Origin of the sequence: Rhodanobacter fulvus Jip2 (genome assembly GCF_000264315.1) — a bacterium.
GTDB classification, from domain to species: domain Bacteria; phylum Pseudomonadota; class Gammaproteobacteria; order Xanthomonadales; family Rhodanobacteraceae; genus Rhodanobacter; species Rhodanobacter fulvus.
This window is the reverse complement of sequence record NZ_AJXU01000028.1, coordinates 134,854-151,552: the sequence shown is the minus strand read 5'-3', so window position 1 is coordinate 151,552 and position 16,699 is coordinate 134,854. Positions and strand designations below refer to the sequence as shown.

Below are 16,699 nucleotides of genomic sequence, written 5' to 3'. Positions count from 1 at the left end.
TGATCTACGGTTTGCGGCGCGGCGCGCCACGCAGGCGCGACGCCACGTACGTCGATGCCTCGACGTGTCAGATCAGATCAGGAGTGAGCAGAACAACAATATGGGCGGGGGTGGTGACGCGCGCAAATGCCCGACCCGTTGGAGCGCGCGATTCGATGACAGTGTGACGGCCGCGGCCGATATCAGCATCGGCGGCATGGCCGGCAGTGGGCTCAGGGGCACCGACGCGGTGTGCGCCTCAACCTGCGTGGTGTGCTCGGGCGCGCAATGCTTCTGGCACAGCGGGCTGGCTGGGGACTCTTGATGCTGCGCACAGCCGTCGTCCATGCCCGGCATCGAGTTCAACAACGCGGTCGCCGTCGCCGCTTCGGGCACAGTCGGGCAAACATAAGCGGCCAGTGCCGTCTGCTGCCAAAGCATCAGCAGCGTCACCAGCCAGAACAGGCGGCGACGTGTGGTGCGATGCATGCGGAAAGGACGAGCCATGGACACCACTTTATCTCGGAAATATCAAGGCTTGCTTGACTTGCATCAACTACGGATTGTCCGTCGGCCGGCGAAGGCGTTGCGCCGCGTCCGCTCCGCTCGCCGGCGTTGGTCATTTCAGCCATGCCGCTTTCGGCCCAGCCGCAATGCGTTGGCAACCACCGATACGGAGCTCAAACTCATCGCCAAAGCGGCGATCATGGGGCTGAGCAGCAGGCCAGTCAGGGGGTAGAGCACGCCGGCCGCGACCGGCACACCCAATGCGTTGTAGAGAAATGCGAAGCCCAGGTTCTGCTTCATGTTGGCGACGGTGTCGTTGGAAATCGACCGTGCCCGCACGATGCCACGCAAATCGCCTTTCACCAGCGTAACCTGCGCGCTCGACATCGCCACATCGGTACCGGTGCCCATCGCGATGCCGACATCGGCGCCGGCAAGCGCGGGTGCGTCGTTGATCCCGTCGCCCGCCATCGCGACCAGATGCCCCTTGGCTTGCAGCTGCTGCACGAGGTCGATCTTGTCCTTTGGGCGAACCTCGCCATGGACTTCGTCGATGCCCAAGGTGCGTGCAACCGCATTGGCCGTGGTGGCGCCGTCGCCGGTGGCCATCACGATTTTCAGGCCTGCATCGTGCAGCGATGCAATGGCATCAGCGGTGGTCGCCTTGATCGGGTCGGCGACCGCGAGCAGGCCAGCCAAGACACCATCGACCGCCAAATACATCACGCTGGCACCGGCTCGGCGCAGCTCCTCGGCCGGAACGGAAAGAACGGTGGCATCGACTCCGACCTCGTGCATCAGCGCGGTGTTGCCGATCGCCAGCGTGGCGCCTCCCACCTTGCCGCGCACCCCGATGCCGGTGGACGACTCGAAGCTCTCCGGCGTCTCCAGTGCCAGGCCACGATGGCGGGCTTCCGCGACGATCGCGTCGGCCAGCGGGTGCTCGCTGCCCTGGTCGAGGCTGGCCGCCAGGCGCAGCACCTCCTGCTCAGTGAACCCTTTGGCCGCGAATGCGGTATGGAATGCCGGACGTCCCTCGGTCAGGGTTCCGGTCTTGTCCACGATCAGGGTGTCGATCTTGCGCAGGTTCTCGATCGCTTCGGCATCGCGGAACAACACGCCTTCCCCGGCGGCACGGCCGGTCGCCACCATGATCGACATCGGCGTGGCCAGCCCCAGCGCGCAGGGACAGGCGATGATCAAGACCGAGATCGCGTTGAGCACCGCGAACGTCCACGACGGTTCCGGTCCAAACAGCCCCCACACGACAAAGGTGGCAACGGCAATCGCCAGGACCGCCAGCACGAACCAGAAAGCCACCTTGTCAGCCATGCGCTGCATCGGTGCGCGTGAGCGTTGCGCCTGGGCGACCAGTTGCACGATTTGCGACAGCACCGTCGCCGAACCGACTTTCTCCGCCCGGATCACCAGGCTGCCAGTGCCGTTGAGGGTCGCGCCGATTACGCTGGAGCCGAGGGACTTCTCGACCGGGACGGGTTCCCCGGTCAGCATCGACTCGTCGACATGAGAGCGTCCCTCGATCACTTCGCCGTCCACCGGCACCTTTTCGCCGGGGCGCACCCGCAGGCGATCGCCGACGTGGACGTGGCCGAGTTCGACATCCTCCTCGCTGCCATCGTCGCGCTGGCGGCGCGCGGTCTTTGGCGCCAGCCCCAGCAGGGCTTTCAGGGCAGTCGAGGTCTTCGAGCGGGCACGCAGTTCGAGCAGCTGGCCGAGCAGGGTCAGCGAGACGATTACTGCGGCGGCTTCGAAATAGACACCCGCGCGGCCATGTTCGTGAAACGACTCCGGGAACAGGTCTGGTGCGATGGTGGCGACGATGCTGTAGCCGAATGCCGCGCCAACGCCGATGCCGATCAGGGTCCACATGTTGGGGCTCAGGTTGCGGACCGACTGCACGCAGCGAACGAAGAACGGCCAGCCTGCCCACAACACGACTGGCATGGTCAGTACCAGTTCGATCCAGGTTCGGGTGTTCACCGGCAACCGAGGTAAGTAATGGCCGAACATCGCCAGCACGAGCACCACCAGCGTCGCCGGCAAGGTCCACCAGAAGCGACGGCTGAAATCACGCAATTCGGGATGGTCCTCGTCGTCCAGCCCCGGCATTTCCGGCTCCAGCGCCATGCCGCAGATGGGGCAGATGCCGGGGCCGTCCTGGCGTACTTGCGGATGCATGGGGCAGATGTACATCGTTCCCGCCGGTGCCTGCGCGGAGGCGCCATCGGGCTGCCCGGACAGATATTTGGCCGGATCAGCCACGAAGCGCTCCCGGCAGCGCGCCGAACAAAAGTGGCGTGTCACTCCTTGATGCTCGGCGTGGTAAGCCGTTTGATCGGGGTCGACTGGCATGCCGCAGACCGGATCAAGCACGGTTGTCGCCGAGCCGGGATGGGCGCCGTGTCCGTGTTTGTTGGCGCCCGTGTGGTGATGGCGAGTGTTCATGTAGCCTCCCATGACTGGCAATGGATTGACTTCGTTCGATGTGCAATCACGTGCACGCGGCGAGGTGGCACGTATGCTGCCTAGTGCGGCGCTGGCACTCCAGCCATCACACGACCATGGCAAAGGACGGGGTGGCCCGCCTGCCTGCGAGCAGACGGGCCACGGTCGATCAACCGCCCATGGAGCGGCATGCCTCGGCACATCGACGACACGCCTCAGCGCACCGCTTGCAATGGTCCATGTCGTGCGCGTCGCACTGCTCGGCACACCAGTCGCAAATCTTCGCGCACAGTGCACAGATTTCCTTCTGGAACGGGCTATTGCGCGCCATGGCATCCGCGCACATCCGACACATGGCCGCGCACTCGATGCAACAGGCCGGACAATCGTTCGAGCTTTCCTTGCCGACCATGTGCGTAAAACAGTTGCCGCATTCGGTGGCGCATTCGTCGCACGCGGTGATGCAGGCTTTGACAGCTTCAGTCAGGTGATGGCTCATGATGAAACTCCTCAGAGGTATCGCATGAACGGATATTTCCCCCAGGCGCTTCCGTGAGCGCGCCTATTCGGTCCCGCTACCTGGCTAACCGATGGATGGCGTCACCGATCACGCCCCGGGTCCATGAGGGGTGAATACCCGCGACGCTCCGTCTTGGTTGATCAGCACCACGTCATAACGCTCGGGCGCGCCGAATTCCATGCCGGGAGAACCTATCGGCATGCCGGGCGCGGCCAAGCCGCGCGCGTTTGGGCGCTCGGCGAGCAGGCGGCGGATGTCCTCTACCGGCACATGCCCCTCGATCACGTAGCCTTCAATCACCGCGGTGTGGCACGACATGGCGTCAGGCGGCACGCCGAGGCGCGCCTTTACCGTCGCCATCGGCTGATCCTGGTGAACGGTGACCGTGTAGCCTTGTGCGCGCATGTAGTTGACCCACGCGCCACAACAGCCGCAGGACGGATCGCTGTGGACGTCTAACGCGTTCGCCGCTATCGCCACCGGTGCAAACAGTGCGGCAAACAGCAGGCTGATGCCCACGCGGGAAAGCCATCGTTTCATCATCATTCTCCCGATCATCGTTCTGGCATGGGCAGGGTTTGCCACTGGACGGATACGATCTTCCAGGTGCCGCCGTCTTTTTTGAGGTTGAGCAACTCGCGACTGCGCAGCGTGGCCGGCTTGCCCTTGCTCGTGGCTTGCAGGGTGCTTTCGCTGCCGACCATCGCGGTATCGCCCATCGGCATCGAGCCCAGTGAGACGGGTGTCATCCGCGCGGCCTTCAGGAAGGCAATGTCTTCATCCAGGTGTTCGCTCGCGTATTCATCACGCGACTGCGTATGGCCGCCTTCGCTGATGCGGGCGTCTGGTGCCAGCAGGGCGAGCACCGCCGCGCGGTCACCACGCTGCAGGGCCGCGTGAAAGGCCTGAGCCACGGCCTCAGCGGCAGGTACTGCCCTGACTTTCATGCCTTCCATCGACAATGGCGCTTCAGGCGCGGGCGCCGCCTTGACGTGTTCATGGTCGTGGCCGTCCGTAGCGGCCGCATCGTGACTGTGCCCGGTTTCCGGCTGGTCAGGCATCTGCATGCCCTGCATGTCGACAGCACCGTGAGCGTCTTTGTCACTGGATCCGCCGTGGCTGTGACTGTGACCACCCTCGTCGCCCATATCCATGTCCTCGTCCGGCGGAGCCTTGGCCACCATGTCCTTGTATTGCGCCGGCGTCATGCTCGGAAGCTTCTGAAGGAAAGCGACCATGCTCCAGATCGTGGCGTCGTCGTGGCTGGCCCCCCACGCCGGCATTGCGCTCATTTTGATGCCGTGTTTGATGACCCAGAACGCGTCCTTGGGATCGACCTTTACCTGAGACAGGTTCGGCGGCTGCGGGTATAACCCGGGACGAAGTTCCGAGTCCTTCATGCCGGGCTTGAGATGGCACTGGGTGCACATGGCCGCGTACTGGCCGGCACCCTTCAGGATGAGCTGCGGGTCTTCCAGGTTTGGTACGTTGATGTGTTCCGACCGCGCATGAATCGAACGCTCACGCAGCGTCTGCATGACCGAGAAGACCGGCTTGGTGTGGTGATCATCCGCACCGATGTTGTAGATGCCCGAGTAGACGAAGACCGCGCCGCCGGCGATGACGATGGCGAGTAGCGCGACGACGGCGATGCCGTAATGCTTGACGTGCTGTTTCATGGTTTTCCCCTCGTCAGAACCAGATGCGGATGCCGGCAACCCACTGCCGGTCAAACAGGCCTTGCCCATCCTGGCGGGCGAAGTCGGCCGTGCCGCCGAAACGACGCGACCAGACCACGCCGAGATAGGGCGCGAACTGCCGGTGGAACTCGTAGCGAAGCCGCAGACCGAGCGAGGCGTCGGACAGCCCGCTGCCCATGCGGCGAGCAGGGTCGTCCTTGCCATAGGCGTTGGCTTCGAATTCCGGTTGCAGGATCAGCCGCTGCGTGAGGAACAGCTCGTACTCGGCACGGAAGCGGGCGGCGGTGCGGCCGGCGGGGCCGACGTAGCCGGTGGCCTCCAGCTCAAACCAGTACGGGGCCAACCCCTGGATGCCGAAGGCCGCCCATTGCCGGTTGGGGCCTTCGCCGGCATCGGTCCGCACGCCGAGCTGAGTGTTCCAGAACGTGGCGATGGTATGACTCCAGAATGCCTCGATAGCGCCGTCTTCCAGCTTGCCCCCGCTGCGTTCGCCTTCAGTGCGCAACCACAACTTGTTGTAGTCGTTGCCGTACCAGCCCTCGATGTCCCACTGCTGGCCGTTGCCGTCCTTGCCGTGGAAGGCTTCAAGTTGATCAATCAGCAGCATGGTGTGGGGGGCGTTGTCGTCCATCGCCTCGTGGATACCTCCTGCCGGGCCATAGCCGACGCCTGCGGAGTAATCCGGATCGCGGGCGTCGGGCGGCGGGCTGCCGCCTTGCATGGGACCCATCGTCATGCCCGACATTGAGCCATCATCCATACCTTGTGCGGAGCCGTGATCCATACCCTGCATCGAGCCATGATCCATGCCGGACATGCCTGGGTGCTCCGTCTCTTTCATCGGCTGCGGACTCATGCTGGGCATCGACGAATGATCCATTCCTGACATGTCGCCGGCGGGCGCTGCCGATGCGGCTGGCTTGGCGGGCATCGGCATGCCAGACATCGCGTCGTGATCCATGCCGGGCATGCTGCTGTGGTCCATCCCTTTTATGCTGTGCATGTCGTGGATTGCGGGCGCCATCGGGACTGGAACGGGTTTCGTCCTGGCCTTTTTGGCGGGCGTTTTCGTCGCCGGCTTCGACGCGCTGTGCGCAGAAGCCGGCATGACCATGCCGGGCATGGAGCGCATATCCATCGACGATGTGCTGCTGGAAGCCGGCGCGCTCTGCGCGGCGACCGCCAGTGGCAGCGCCAGCAAGAGTGCGGCCAGCAACACCGACCGATGTGTACGGCGGAGCGTGATGCAATGGTTCATCGTCATGACACCACCACCTCGCGGAACATGCCCGCCTCCATGTGGTACAGCAGATGGCAGTGGTAGGCCCACCGCCCCGGGGCGTCCGCGTTGACGCGATAGGTGACCCGCTGCGCCGGCTGCACGTTGATGGTGTGTTTGCGTGCAATGAACTGCCCGCTGGGATCCTCCAGCTCGCTGAACATGCCGTGCAGGTGGATCGGGTGGTTCATCATCGTGTCGTTGACCAGCACGATGCGCAGGCGCTCGCCGAAATTGAAATGCACCGGCTTGGCCTCGGAGAATTTCTGCCCATCGAACGACCACATGAAGCGCTCCATGTTGCCGGTAAGGTGCAGTTCGATCTCGCGCTCGGGCTCGCGTGGGTCGATCGGCCCGTCGAGCGAGCGCAGATCGGCATAGGTCAACACGCGCCGGCCGTTGTCGCGCAGCCCGATACCCGGATCATCGAGATTGGTGCGTGGCATGTCGACGTGCATGTCCACGCCCGGGCCGTATTCGGTGCGCGCATGGCGAACCTTCGGCATGCCGGCGGGCGTGAGGTTGCTCATGGTGCCCATGTGCATGCCCTGCTTGTCGCCCATGCCCGGCATGTCCATGCCGCCCTGTTTGCCGCCGTGCCCCATGTCGCCCATTGGCATCGCGCCCATCATGTCCTGCATGCTCAGCCACACGCGCGGATCCATCACCGGCACGTCCGCCTCCATGCCCGGACGTGGCGCCAGCGTGCCGCGGGCATAACCGGTGCGATCGATCGACTGGGCGAATACGGTGTAGGCGCGATCGTCCTGCGGTTCCACGATCACGTCGTAGGTCTCGGCCACTGAGATGCGGAACTCGTCCACCGGTACCGGCGCGATGTCCTGGCCGTCGGCGGAGATCACGGTCATCTTCAAGCCTGGGATGCGCACGTCGAACAGGGTCGAGGCCGACCCGTTGATGAAGCGCAGACGTATCTTTTCGCCGGGCTTGAACAGGCCGGTCCAGTTGCCGGCGGGCGCCGCGCCATTCATCAGGTAGGTGTAGGTATAGCCGGAAACGTCGCCGAGGTCAGTCGGGTTCATGCGCATCTCGTTCCACATCTTGCGCATGGCCAGCGCCTGGCTAAGTCCCTTCTCGCGCACGTCGCGGAAGAAGTCCGGTACGGTGGGTTGGGCGAAGTTGAAGTAGTCGCTCATCTTCTTGAGCTTGGCGAAGATGTGCTCGGGATCTTCGTCGGTCCAGTCGTTGAGCATCACCACGTAGTCGCGCTCGGTGGGGTAGCGCTCGCGGCCAGCCGGCTCGATCACCAGCGGTCCGAACACGCCGGTCTGCTCTTGGAAGCGCGAGTGCGAGTGATACCAGTAAGTCCCGGACTGCCGAACTTCGAAGCGGTAGACGAAGGTCTCGCCCGGCGCGATGCCGTCGAAACTGATGCCTGGCACGCCATCCATCTGGAACGGCAGCAGGATGCCGTGCCAGTGGATCGAGGTTGGCACACGCAGGCGATTGCTCACGCGCAAGGTCACGCTGGTGCCTTCCTTCCAGCGCAGGATCGGGCCGGGCAAGCTGTTGTTGACGGTGGTAGCGATGCGTGGCGCACCGGTGTAGTTCACGGGCGTCTCGCCGATTTCCAGGGCGAAATCGGTGCCACTGAGAAGGGGCGGCTGGCCCGTGTGTGCCGCCTGTGCCCAAGCATGGCCGGGGCGCAACAGCCCCAAACCGGCCACGGTGCCACCGAGGGCGAGGCCTTGGACGAAACGACGCCGCGACAGATCCGCAGGGGGTGGAAAAAACGAATTCATGGGTCTCTCCAAGACGGCCGGTATCGCGCGTACCGATACCGATCACAGCCCAATTGCTACGACGGTCGTCGCGCGACCGTCTCAAGCAAAGCTCATCGAAAACGAGGGAGAGTCAGACCGCCGGTGGTCGCAATGGAGGGGCGGTATTCAACGAGGGCGCGCTGCTGGGCAGCGGCATGGTGTAGCTGGCAATCATAGCGGCTGAGGGCACGACGACAGCCGTCGCGGGTGGCAGCGTCGTACTGCACATCGCGGCACAAGTACATGCATGACCCGCCATGCCACCGCAGCAACCGGGCTGATCGTCGCAAAAGGATCGGGATCCCTGCACAGCGAGTTGGTGATGACAGTGTTCACTGGCCGCCGCGACCGTTGCGTGCATGGGATGGGAGTGAGGTACCTCCGCCATGCCCATCGGTGCAGCGGCCAATGAGTTGATGACCAGCATCAGCCATGCCAGCACGCCCATCGCCCGAAGGCGGCGTGAACGAGCGAACGGGCGTAGCGAAAAGGTCATGGGGCGAGCTTACCCGTACGTCTTGACACCCTCAACTCTGGAGGCGGGTTCAGATGACTCACGGCTTGCTGAAGCCCATATGCAGCGTGATCTTGTCGCCAGCTTTCAAGCTGGCCGCTGCAGAAGGCGGGAAGTGCACTTTCAGGGCCATACCCTCGGTGGTCACATCGACAACCCCGGTACTGGCATTCGCGGCAGTTACGGTCGCCGGCATCTTGTGCATGCCCATCATGTTGTCGTGCATACCCTTCATGTCGGAGTGCATGGCACCCATTTTGTCCATGCCGCTCGTGGGCGTGCTGTCTTGGGCCACGGCGAAGCCACTGACGGCCAAAGCGAGCGTCAGAGAACTAAACGACGAAAGTAGTGCTTTGCGTAGAGGTTCCATATGGCTGTCCCAACGATGAGTTGCCAGACGCAACGGTGCGAGCGTCTGCTCCCGCGTGTGTACGGGAGTTGAAATTCCGGCCGACTGTCCAGGTTGGTGCGGGCCATCGGAGGAAAGATCGACACCGATGCGAATCTGCTATCCGACCTATGCGGGCTGATGCCGAAAGGCCAAATTCAGAGCGACTTAGTCCTGAACGGCTTGACGAACTGCGCAAAAAAATGCTCAGCACACGACCGTGACGATGCCGGCAGTACCAACGCGGATCAGCATCCGTGATGATCGAGGGGGTTCTCGCTACAGATGGCCCAAGACAACTTGACCATCTTCCTTGGTGAACGGCTGGATGATCGCAGGAAGGATGTCGAGCACGATTTCCGAGGGACGGCAAAGCCGTGTACCACATGGTGTGACTACAAAGGGACGATTGATCAGGATGGGATACTTCAGCATGGCATCAATGATGATGTCATCGGTGATGCCGGCCTCGCCCAGCCCCAGATCGACGAAAGGAGTTCCTTTCTCACGCAAGGCTTCGCGTGGTTTGAGCATGGCTTCATCGATGAGCCTAATCAATTGTTCGCGACTCGGTGGTGTTGTGAGATATTCGATCACTGTAGGCTCGATACCGGCATGGCGGATCAGGGCCAGCGTATTGCGCGAAGTGCCGCAATCCGGGTTGTGATAGATCGTTGCGGTCATTGGTGTCACCGTACTCATCATCAGCAGGCTCCACTGGCGCAGCAGCTGGTCTTGACCGACTCCACTACAACCGGAGGCGCAGCCACTTCGGTCACGCCTGCCGCTACTGACAAGGCTTGCGCCTCAGCGGCACCTTTGCGCTCGCTGTAACGGTCGACCAGGTAATCACTACGATCGCGCACCATCAGGGTGAACTTGAACAGTTCCTCCATCACGTCCACAACCCGGTCGTAGAACGGGGAAGGCTTCATCCGACCGTGGTCGTCGAACTCCTGCCACGCCTTGGCAACCGAGGATTGGTTGGGGATAACCACCATGCGCATCCAGCGACCGAGTACGCGCAGTGCATTGACGACGTTGAACGATTGCGAACCACCGCTGACTTGCATGACCGCCAGGGTGCGCCCTTGTGTCGGCCGCACGCTGCCATCTTCCAGCGGCAGCCAATCAATCTGGTTCTTGAACACTCCGGTCAACGACCCGTGGCGTTCCGGGCTGACCCAGACCTGGCCCTCTGACCACAAGGATAGCGCGCGCAGCTCCTGCACCTTGGGATGCGTGTTGGGCACGCTGTCCAGAATGGGTAACTCATGCGGATCGAACACCCGCGTTTCCGCGCCGAACTGCCGCAAGATGCGCTCGGCTTCCAATGCCAGCTTGCGACTAAACGATTGGGGGCGCAGGGAGCCGTACAGGATCAGGATGCGCGGCGGGTGACTGGAGTCCGCTGGCGGTGTCAGTTTGGCCAAGGTCGGGATATCCAAAACATCGGCCGCAATGTGCGGCAGATCCTGCATGGTCATGAAGATATTCCTGTTGCTTTGATTTGATGATTCTATCATTATGGAAATATAGAATCCAATCCGAGACCAACGTATGAACCCGTGTCGCGTTCTATTCATTTGCACCGGCAATTCCGCTCGCAGCATCCTGTCCGAAGCGACCCTCAACCATCTGGGCAAGGGCCGTTTCGAAGCCTTCAGCGCCGGCAGCCGACCGAACGGCCGCGTCAATCCCTATGCGATCGAAGAGCTCAAGGCTGTCGGCATCCCCACTGATGGTCTCAGCAGCAAGTCCTGGGATCGCTTCACGGGAGAAGGTGCGCCGCCGCTGGACATCGTGATCACGGTCTGTGACAACGCCGCCAACGAGACGTGCCCAGTGCTGTTCGGCGATTTCGTGAAGGCCCACTGGGGCCAGCCCGATCCGGCGGCAGCCCAAGAGGCCTTCCGCGTGGCCCACGCGCTCGTTCTGTACCGAGTCACCGCGCTGCTGAATCTGCCGGTGGAAACGATGAGCCGGGACGCGTTGAAGCAAGCGCTGGATCACATCGGCACCATCACCGACGACGGAGAGGAACACGCATGAGCCCGTTGTCTGCCGACGCGGTCGGCGACGATCCGGATGCGGCCAGTGACACCCGAATCGGCTTCTTCGAGCGCTACCTCACGGTCTGGGTCTTGCTGTGCATCGTGGTGGGCACGATCTTGGGCCACTGGTTGCCTGACACCTTTGAATCCCTTGGGAACATGCAGGTCGCCCAGGTCAATCTTCCCGTAGCCATCCTCATCTGGCTGATGATCATCCCGATGCTGTTGAAGATCGACTTCAGCGCGCTCGGCGGCGTGCGCCGTCAATGGAAAGGTATCGGTGTCACGCTCTTCATCAACTGGGCGGTGAAACCGTTCTCGATGGCGCTGCTGGGATGGATATTCATCCGCCATGTCTTCGCCGGCTACCTGCCTGCCGCACAGCTCGACTCCTACATTGCCGGCCTGATCCTGCTGGCGGCAGCACCGTGCACGGCGATGGTGTTCGTCTGGAGCAACCTGTGCAACGGCGAGCCGAATTTCACACTGAGTCAGGTCGCCTTGAACGACGCCATCATGGTGGTGGCGTTCGCACCCATCGTCGCACTGCTGCTGGGCATTTCTTCGATCACGGTGCCGTGGAACACGCTGCTGTTGTCGGTGTTGCTCTACATCGTGGTGCCGGTAGTCATCAGCATCGCCCTTCGCCGCTGGGTACTTTCCCGGGGTGGCGAGGCGCGGTTGCAGAAACTGCTCCAGCGCCTGGGCCCGGCCTCGCTGTTTGCGCTGCTGGCCACCCTTGTTCTGCTGTTCGGTTTTCAGGGCCAGCAGATCCTTGCCCAACCGTTGGTGATCGCCATGCTGGCCGTGCCGATCCTGATCCAGGTGTATTTCAATTCCGGACTGGCTTACTTGCTCAACCGCCGATTCGGGGTGCCCCATTGCGTGGCCGGGCCCTCAGCGCTGATCGGTGCCAGCAACTTCTTCGAGCTGGCCGTCGCCACCGCGGTGGGTCTGTTCGGCGTGCACTCCGGCGCCGCACTGGCCACCGTGGTCGGCGTCCTGATCGAAGTGCCGGTGATGTTGTCCGTCGTTCGCATCGTCAACGGCAGCAAGCGTTGGTATGAATCACCACAGGCTTGATCGGAGCATTCTCATGCAAGGTCACTACAACGTGTTGTTCGTGTGCACCGGCAACTCGGCGCGCAGCATTCTGGCCGAGGCGACCGTCCATCATTTCGGCCGCGGCCGCTTTCGCGGTTACAGCGCCGGAAGCCAGCCCAAGGGCTTCATCTACCCCCAGGCACTGGACGTGCTCAAAGCCGTGGACCTTCCCATTGACGGGTTGCGCAGCAAGAGCTGGGCGGAGTTCACGACACCGGGGGCTCCTGTGATGGATTTCGTGATCACCGTGTGCGATCAGGTGGCCGACGAGGTTTGCCCAGCATGGCCGGGCGCGCCGATTACCGCACATTGGGACATCCCTGATCCGGCCAAGGCACAGGGTGATGAGGCCACCGTTTACAAAGCCTTCGTGCTGGCCAGGAATCTTCTGCAGCAACGGATCAGCTTGCTGCTCAACTTGAACGTGACGACCCTGGATCGGCTCGCGCTATCAAGTCGGCTCGATGCGATTGGAAAGGCACCCAGCGACGACACGGCCGGCTGATCCCGTGATGAGCGCAAGCATTACACTGCCCGCGAAGATCACCTCACATCGTTTTGGGACAGCTACCCGCACCATGCAGACCAAACAAGCCCTCACGATCCTCTCCGCGCTCGCTCAGGAGTCGCGTTTGGCGGTCTATCGGCTACTGATTGAGCACGCCCCCGACGGTCTGGCCGCCAGCGCGATTGCGGAGAAGCTGGGGCTGGCCAATGCCACGCTTTCGTTTCATCTGAAGGAGCTGTCGCATGCCGGTCTTGTGACCAGCCAACAGAGTGGGCGCTTCATCTACTACGCCCCGGTGATCGAGGCCATGAACGACCTGATCGGTTATCTGACGGATCATTGCTGTAGTCAAAGCGAGGACGTGTGTGACGTGACGGCGGCCTCCTGCCAAACCGCATCCCCGAACTCCACGCTGATAGCCCGGCGACGCCGAAAGGCGCCCTAACCTTTGTGCGGCTTGAAAGGGTCGCCCTGTAGGGACCGCTCTATACCTTCAAATAATCCTCACAGGCCACGATGAGTTCGCGCACTTCGGCTTTGGCGGTATCAGGGCGGCTCAGAAGTATGGCGCGCAGCTCCGAAATTTGTTCGTTATTGGGAATCAACTCCGACGGGCTTTCCCACATCCAGTCGACCACGATCGGAAGAAGCTTGGCCGGCGATAGAGTTGCCACCTCATACCGTGTCGGGACATACATGCCCGCACGGAAAACAGGACTATCCAAGCCATGGCTTTCCCGGGCGGCCTTGAACGCGCTTTCCGGCATGCCGAAGCGATCGTCATGGTCAGTCATGGCACGTCTCCTTAGGGAACGGATGTCACGATGGGTGTTTTCGTGGTGCTGGCATGGCGTGCGTCTTCTTCCGCATGGATGTAGATCGAAGTGGTGCCAATGGAACTGTGCCGCAGGTTCTGCTGGATGTGGTGGATCGGGGTGCCATCCTCGGCCTGATGCGTGGCTGCCGTATGCCGCAGCCAATGCGTCGAGGCTCGCCGTACTCGCGCGGCTTTGGCACCGTTCTCCTCTTGCAAGGTATTGGCCACGCGTCGGAAGGCGTCCTTGACGATCTGGTAGACCGCCGTGGGTGTCAGCGGAGAAGACCGTCCGGCGATACCCAGAATGGCCGATGCGTTGCCGTCCACCGCAGGTACCGCGGATAGCCCATAAAAGCGCCGATAGCGTGCGAAATCCTCCATGAGACCATCGCTCAGTGGGATCGTGCCCTCGACGCCACCTTTGCCCACGGTGTGCAGCCACCACCGGCCACGGATATGGTGGAAATCATTTTCATCGGTGGCCGCCGCTTCGGCGGCCCGCAGTGCGGTCTCATAGAGAAAACGAAGCACCCAGCGGACGCGTTCGTAGCGCTGCCTCTCCCGCGCCGTGTGCTGTGGCCAACTGTCGACGACACGGAGTACATCCTCCCAAAGCGCACGATCGAGGTAGCGTTCAATCGTGCGTCGGGTGCCGCGGCGTGCTCGTCGTCGTTGCAGTACAAACGGACTGCCCGCGAGATAACCGGCGCGCACGAGGTAATTGAACAATCCCGCAAGAATGCCCAAGGCTTGGCGGCGGCTGCGCTCGGCCAACGGACCGACGAGGAGTCGCCTATGCTCACCACGACGAGCTAGGCCGTCGTCGCACCAGGTAGCAGGCGGATGCGCGAGGAAGGCTTCGTAGGCGATCACGTCCTCCCGCGTGAGGCTGGACACTGGCTTGCCCCTTACCTGCGTCGCCCAGAGCAACAGCCGCTCGGCCTCTTTGCGGTAGCTGCGAAACGTATGCGGCGAGTCGTGATATTCCGCCAGCCACAGCCCAATCGCCGCCACGTCATCATTGGCCTCAATCTGCCGCGCCACGCTGGCCGGTGCGCGATTGGTGCCGACGCACCCGGACAGGGCGGGAGGCAGGGCTTGGGGCAGCACCAAAAGACTCACTATCTGCTCAGTCATGCTTTCCCATGTCAGACGCCACGGAAAACGCAGGGTATCGTCAAAAGACTTTCGATTATAGGAGTTATCGTAAATTTCCTGGATTAATCGTTACATATATAACGTAATACTATGATATACACAGCTCTTATCTTCGAAATTGACCCTCTGAGCGACTGGAACTACCCATGAGCCGTGTCAGCGATACCCGTCAACGTACCCGTGAAGCCGCCGCCCAGCTCGTTGCCAGCGCGAAACGGCCGCACGAAATCACCGTCGACCAGATCTATGCCGTCATCCAGCAGGGCAGTCGAACCACCATCAATGATGAGTTGAAGTTGTGGAAGAACGAGCGAACGAAGGTCGACGCGCTCGGTGCCGACTTGCCACCGGCAGTGGCCGATGTCATGCGCTCGTTATGGGTTGCTGCCGTGGAACAGGGGGAGCGGACCTTTGCCGAACAGCGAGAGGCATTGGAAGGCGAGCTGAGCTCAATCCGCGTAGAGCGCGAGGAAGCAACAGCATCGCGCGATGCCGCGATCGTCGACGGACAGAAGCAAGCGCAGCAGGTGGCACAGCTCGGCGAGCAGCTGGCCGAACTGCAGCAGCAGCTGGTCAGTGAGAGTGCCACCAAAAATGATGCACTTGGCCAGGTCCACGCGTTGCAGCATGAAATCACCAGCCTGCGTACCGAGTCCATGCGCCAACAGGAAGTGGCGGGAGCGGTCCAAGAGAAGCAGACCAACGAATTTCAGGCTCGTCTTGCCGAGCGTGACTTAGCCTTTCAGACCGAACTCAGCACCGCTACCCAGCGACTAGAAGCGGCACAGGACCACATGCTCCGGCAGATCGATGAAGCACGCGAAGGACAACGCCACGCCGAAAGAGCGCTGGCCAAGGCTCAGCGGCGGCATGAGGAGCAGCAAACGGAGCTTACCGAATTGCGTTTGCGCCACCGCGAACAGCTTCAAAAGCTCGAACAACAACGCGCACAGATCGAAGCCCTCACGACCGAACGGCAGACCTTGACGCATCAGGTGCAGTCAAATCGCGGGCAAATCGACGGGATGGAACTGGCCTTGCAGTTGCTGGCTGCCAAGCCACCGGGTACAAAGAAAGGTACCGGCGATACGCGCAAACCTGCCGAGCGAAAGAGACATATGGACTCCAAGAAGAGCGCCAAGGGACAGTGACGAGGAGACTTTATCAAGGCGCGGCTTCAGCGCTCCGGGAGTTGTTCAGCGTAAGCCGCGGGTTCCGTAACCCACATCGCCATGTTGATCGGGTGACAGCATGTTCGGCGATTTCGATGTGCAGCCGCGATTAGCAGCAATTCTTCGATGTTACTAATTTTAGCTGAGTTCAGCTAATTCAATGAAAACATAATCTTAGACGCTACGTGAGCGTTTTCGCAGAAAACTCGGCCAAGCCTCGTCTGGGTCCGACCGTGGATCAGCCGGTGCCAGACGACTTGCTCGTCGTCACCTCATCAGGTCGTCCGAGGCCATCGTCCAGGTGATCAATCGTGGCGAGCGCATTACAGGTGCAAATTATTTCCTCTATATCCGCTTCAAAACAGTTACTTAGCTGTGTTTCTGCGAAAATTTCCAGAATCCCGGCCATACCTCGGGTTGGCCCTGCCCTGCTCCCGGGCTCGGTGGCGACGATCGTCAAACGGCGAGCCGCCTTGGCGGGGCTGGAGGGGGATTTTGGAGCACACAGCCTGCGGTCAGGGTTTGTCACTGAGGCCGGGAGACAAGGCGTGCCGCTGCCGGCAGTGATGGCCATGACTGAGCATCGCTCCGTAACGAGCGTGATCGGTTACTTCCAAGCAGGCGCAGCCGAGGACAATCCAGCAGCGCGCCTACTAAAGTAGTGAATCATTAGCGGCGTGTTCCCCGAGGGAATCTACTCTTCAACTTTTAGCTATTCGATGTTCTGTGCACCTCGACCTGAGGAAGTC

The 16,699-nt window shown here is 61.9% G+C and carries 17 protein-coding genes and 1 pseudogene; 6 read left to right on the top strand and 12 right to left on the bottom strand.

Annotated elements, in window-relative coordinates; all coding sequences use genetic code 11:
• Positions 1 to 72: 72 nt before the first annotated feature.
• The 10 genes from UU9_RS06040 to arsH all read right to left on the bottom strand — a co-directional run bounded on the left by UU9_RS06040 (position 73) and on the right by arsH (position 10,624).
• Positions 73 to 486, bottom strand: coding sequence for a hypothetical protein (locus UU9_RS06040; protein ID WP_040670369.1), 414 nt, complete (start codon positions 484 to 486; stop codon positions 73 to 75).
• Positions 487 to 603: 117 nt separating this feature from the next.
• Positions 604 to 2,952 carry a heavy metal translocating P-type ATPase gene (locus tag UU9_RS06035; protein ID WP_083838926.1) on the bottom strand — a complete coding sequence of 783 codons (2,349 nt, stop codon included), beginning with the start codon at positions 2,950 to 2,952 and terminating at the stop codon, positions 604 to 606.
• Between the two features lie 169 nt (positions 2,953 to 3,121).
• Entirely contained in the window at positions 3,122 to 3,451 is a 330-nt protein-coding gene (locus UU9_RS17485; protein WP_007080842.1) for a four-helix bundle copper-binding protein, read from the bottom strand.
• Positions 3,452 to 3,559: 108 nt separating this feature from the next.
• Complete coding sequence (locus tag UU9_RS06025; RefSeq protein ID WP_007080841.1) at positions 3,560 to 4,012, bottom strand: DUF411 domain-containing protein; 453 nt, start codon at positions 4,010 to 4,012, stop codon at positions 3,560 to 3,562.
• A 14-nt stretch (positions 4,013 to 4,026) separates the two neighbouring features.
• Positions 4,027 to 5,151, bottom strand: a complete 1,125-nt coding sequence (locus UU9_RS06020) for a c-type cytochrome (protein WP_007080840.1) — start codon at positions 5,149 to 5,151, stop codon at positions 4,027 to 4,029.
• Between the two features lie 13 nt (positions 5,152 to 5,164).
• A complete protein-coding gene (locus tag UU9_RS17480; protein WP_007080839.1) occupies positions 5,165 to 6,436 on the bottom strand; it encodes a copper resistance protein B in 1,272 nt (423 codons plus the stop codon).
• Positions 6,433 to 8,214, bottom strand: a complete 1,782-nt coding sequence (locus UU9_RS06010; RefSeq protein ID WP_007080838.1) for a copper resistance system multicopper oxidase — start codon at positions 8,212 to 8,214, stop codon at positions 6,433 to 6,435. The genes UU9_RS17480 and UU9_RS06010 overlap by 4 nt, the downstream gene beginning before the upstream one ends.
• Before the next feature lie 575 nt (positions 8,215 to 8,789).
• The gene (locus UU9_RS06005) at positions 8,790 to 9,119 is read right to left on the bottom strand and encodes a hypothetical protein (RefSeq protein ID WP_007080837.1); all 330 of its coding nucleotides are present in this window, start codon (positions 9,117 to 9,119) and stop codon (positions 8,790 to 8,792) included.
• A gap of 297 nt (positions 9,120 to 9,416) precedes the next feature.
• Positions 9,417 to 9,821 carry an arsenate reductase (glutaredoxin) gene (gene arsC, locus UU9_RS06000; RefSeq protein ID WP_007080836.1) on the bottom strand — a complete coding sequence of 135 codons (405 nt, stop codon included), beginning with the start codon at positions 9,819 to 9,821 and terminating at the stop codon, positions 9,417 to 9,419.
• 20 nt (positions 9,822 to 9,841) lie between these two features.
• Positions 9,842 to 10,624: an arsenical resistance protein ArsH gene (gene arsH, locus UU9_RS05995; RefSeq protein WP_007080835.1), complete on the bottom strand. Its 783-nt coding sequence runs from the start codon at positions 10,622 to 10,624 to the stop codon at positions 9,842 to 9,844.
• A gap of 73 nt (positions 10,625 to 10,697) precedes the next feature.
• On the opposite strand from arsH, the gene UU9_RS05990 reads away from it, so the two are divergent.
• From UU9_RS05990 to UU9_RS05975, 4 genes are all read left to right on the top strand, one after another.
• Entirely contained in the window at positions 10,698 to 11,189 is a 492-nt protein-coding gene (locus tag UU9_RS05990; protein WP_007080834.1) for an arsenate reductase ArsC, read from the top strand.
• A complete protein-coding gene (gene arsB, locus UU9_RS05985; RefSeq protein ID WP_040670365.1) occupies positions 11,186 to 12,274 on the top strand; it encodes an ACR3 family arsenite efflux transporter in 1,089 nt (362 codons plus the stop codon). Before UU9_RS05990 ends, arsB begins: the two co-directional genes overlap by 4 nt.
• 13 nt (positions 12,275 to 12,287) lie before the next feature.
• Positions 12,288 to 12,800, top strand: coding sequence for an arsenate reductase ArsC (locus UU9_RS05980; RefSeq protein ID WP_007080832.1), 513 nt, complete (start codon positions 12,288 to 12,290; stop codon positions 12,798 to 12,800).
• A 73-nt stretch (positions 12,801 to 12,873) separates the two neighbouring features.
• On the top strand, positions 12,874 to 13,248 hold the full coding sequence (locus UU9_RS05975) for an ArsR/SmtB family transcription factor (protein ID WP_007080831.1): 375 nt from the start codon (positions 12,874 to 12,876) through the stop codon (positions 13,246 to 13,248).
• A 40-nt stretch (positions 13,249 to 13,288) separates the two neighbouring features.
• On the opposite strand, the gene UU9_RS05970 is transcribed toward UU9_RS05975, so the two are convergent.
• Positions 13,289 to 13,597 (bottom strand): hypothetical protein, encoded by a 309-nt coding sequence (locus tag UU9_RS05970; RefSeq protein WP_007080830.1) that lies wholly within the window; start codon positions 13,595 to 13,597, stop codon positions 13,289 to 13,291.
• Between the two features lie 11 nt (positions 13,598 to 13,608).
• Positions 13,609 to 14,757 carry a tyrosine-type recombinase/integrase gene (locus UU9_RS05965; protein WP_040670363.1) on the bottom strand — a complete coding sequence of 383 codons (1,149 nt, stop codon included), beginning with the start codon at positions 14,755 to 14,757 and terminating at the stop codon, positions 13,609 to 13,611.
• A gap of 167 nt (positions 14,758 to 14,924) precedes the next feature.
• Here UU9_RS05965 and UU9_RS05960 point away from each other — a divergent pair, with 167 nt between their 5' ends.
• Positions 14,925 to 15,929: a DNA-binding protein gene (locus tag UU9_RS05960; RefSeq protein WP_007080828.1), complete on the top strand. Its 1,005-nt coding sequence runs from the start codon at positions 14,925 to 14,927 to the stop codon at positions 15,927 to 15,929.
• 434 nt (positions 15,930 to 16,363) lie between these two features.
• Positions 16,364 to 16,612: pseudogene (locus UU9_RS17475) on the top strand (tyrosine-type recombinase/integrase); the annotation flags it as partial.
• Positions 16,613 to 16,699 lie beyond the last annotated feature (87 nt).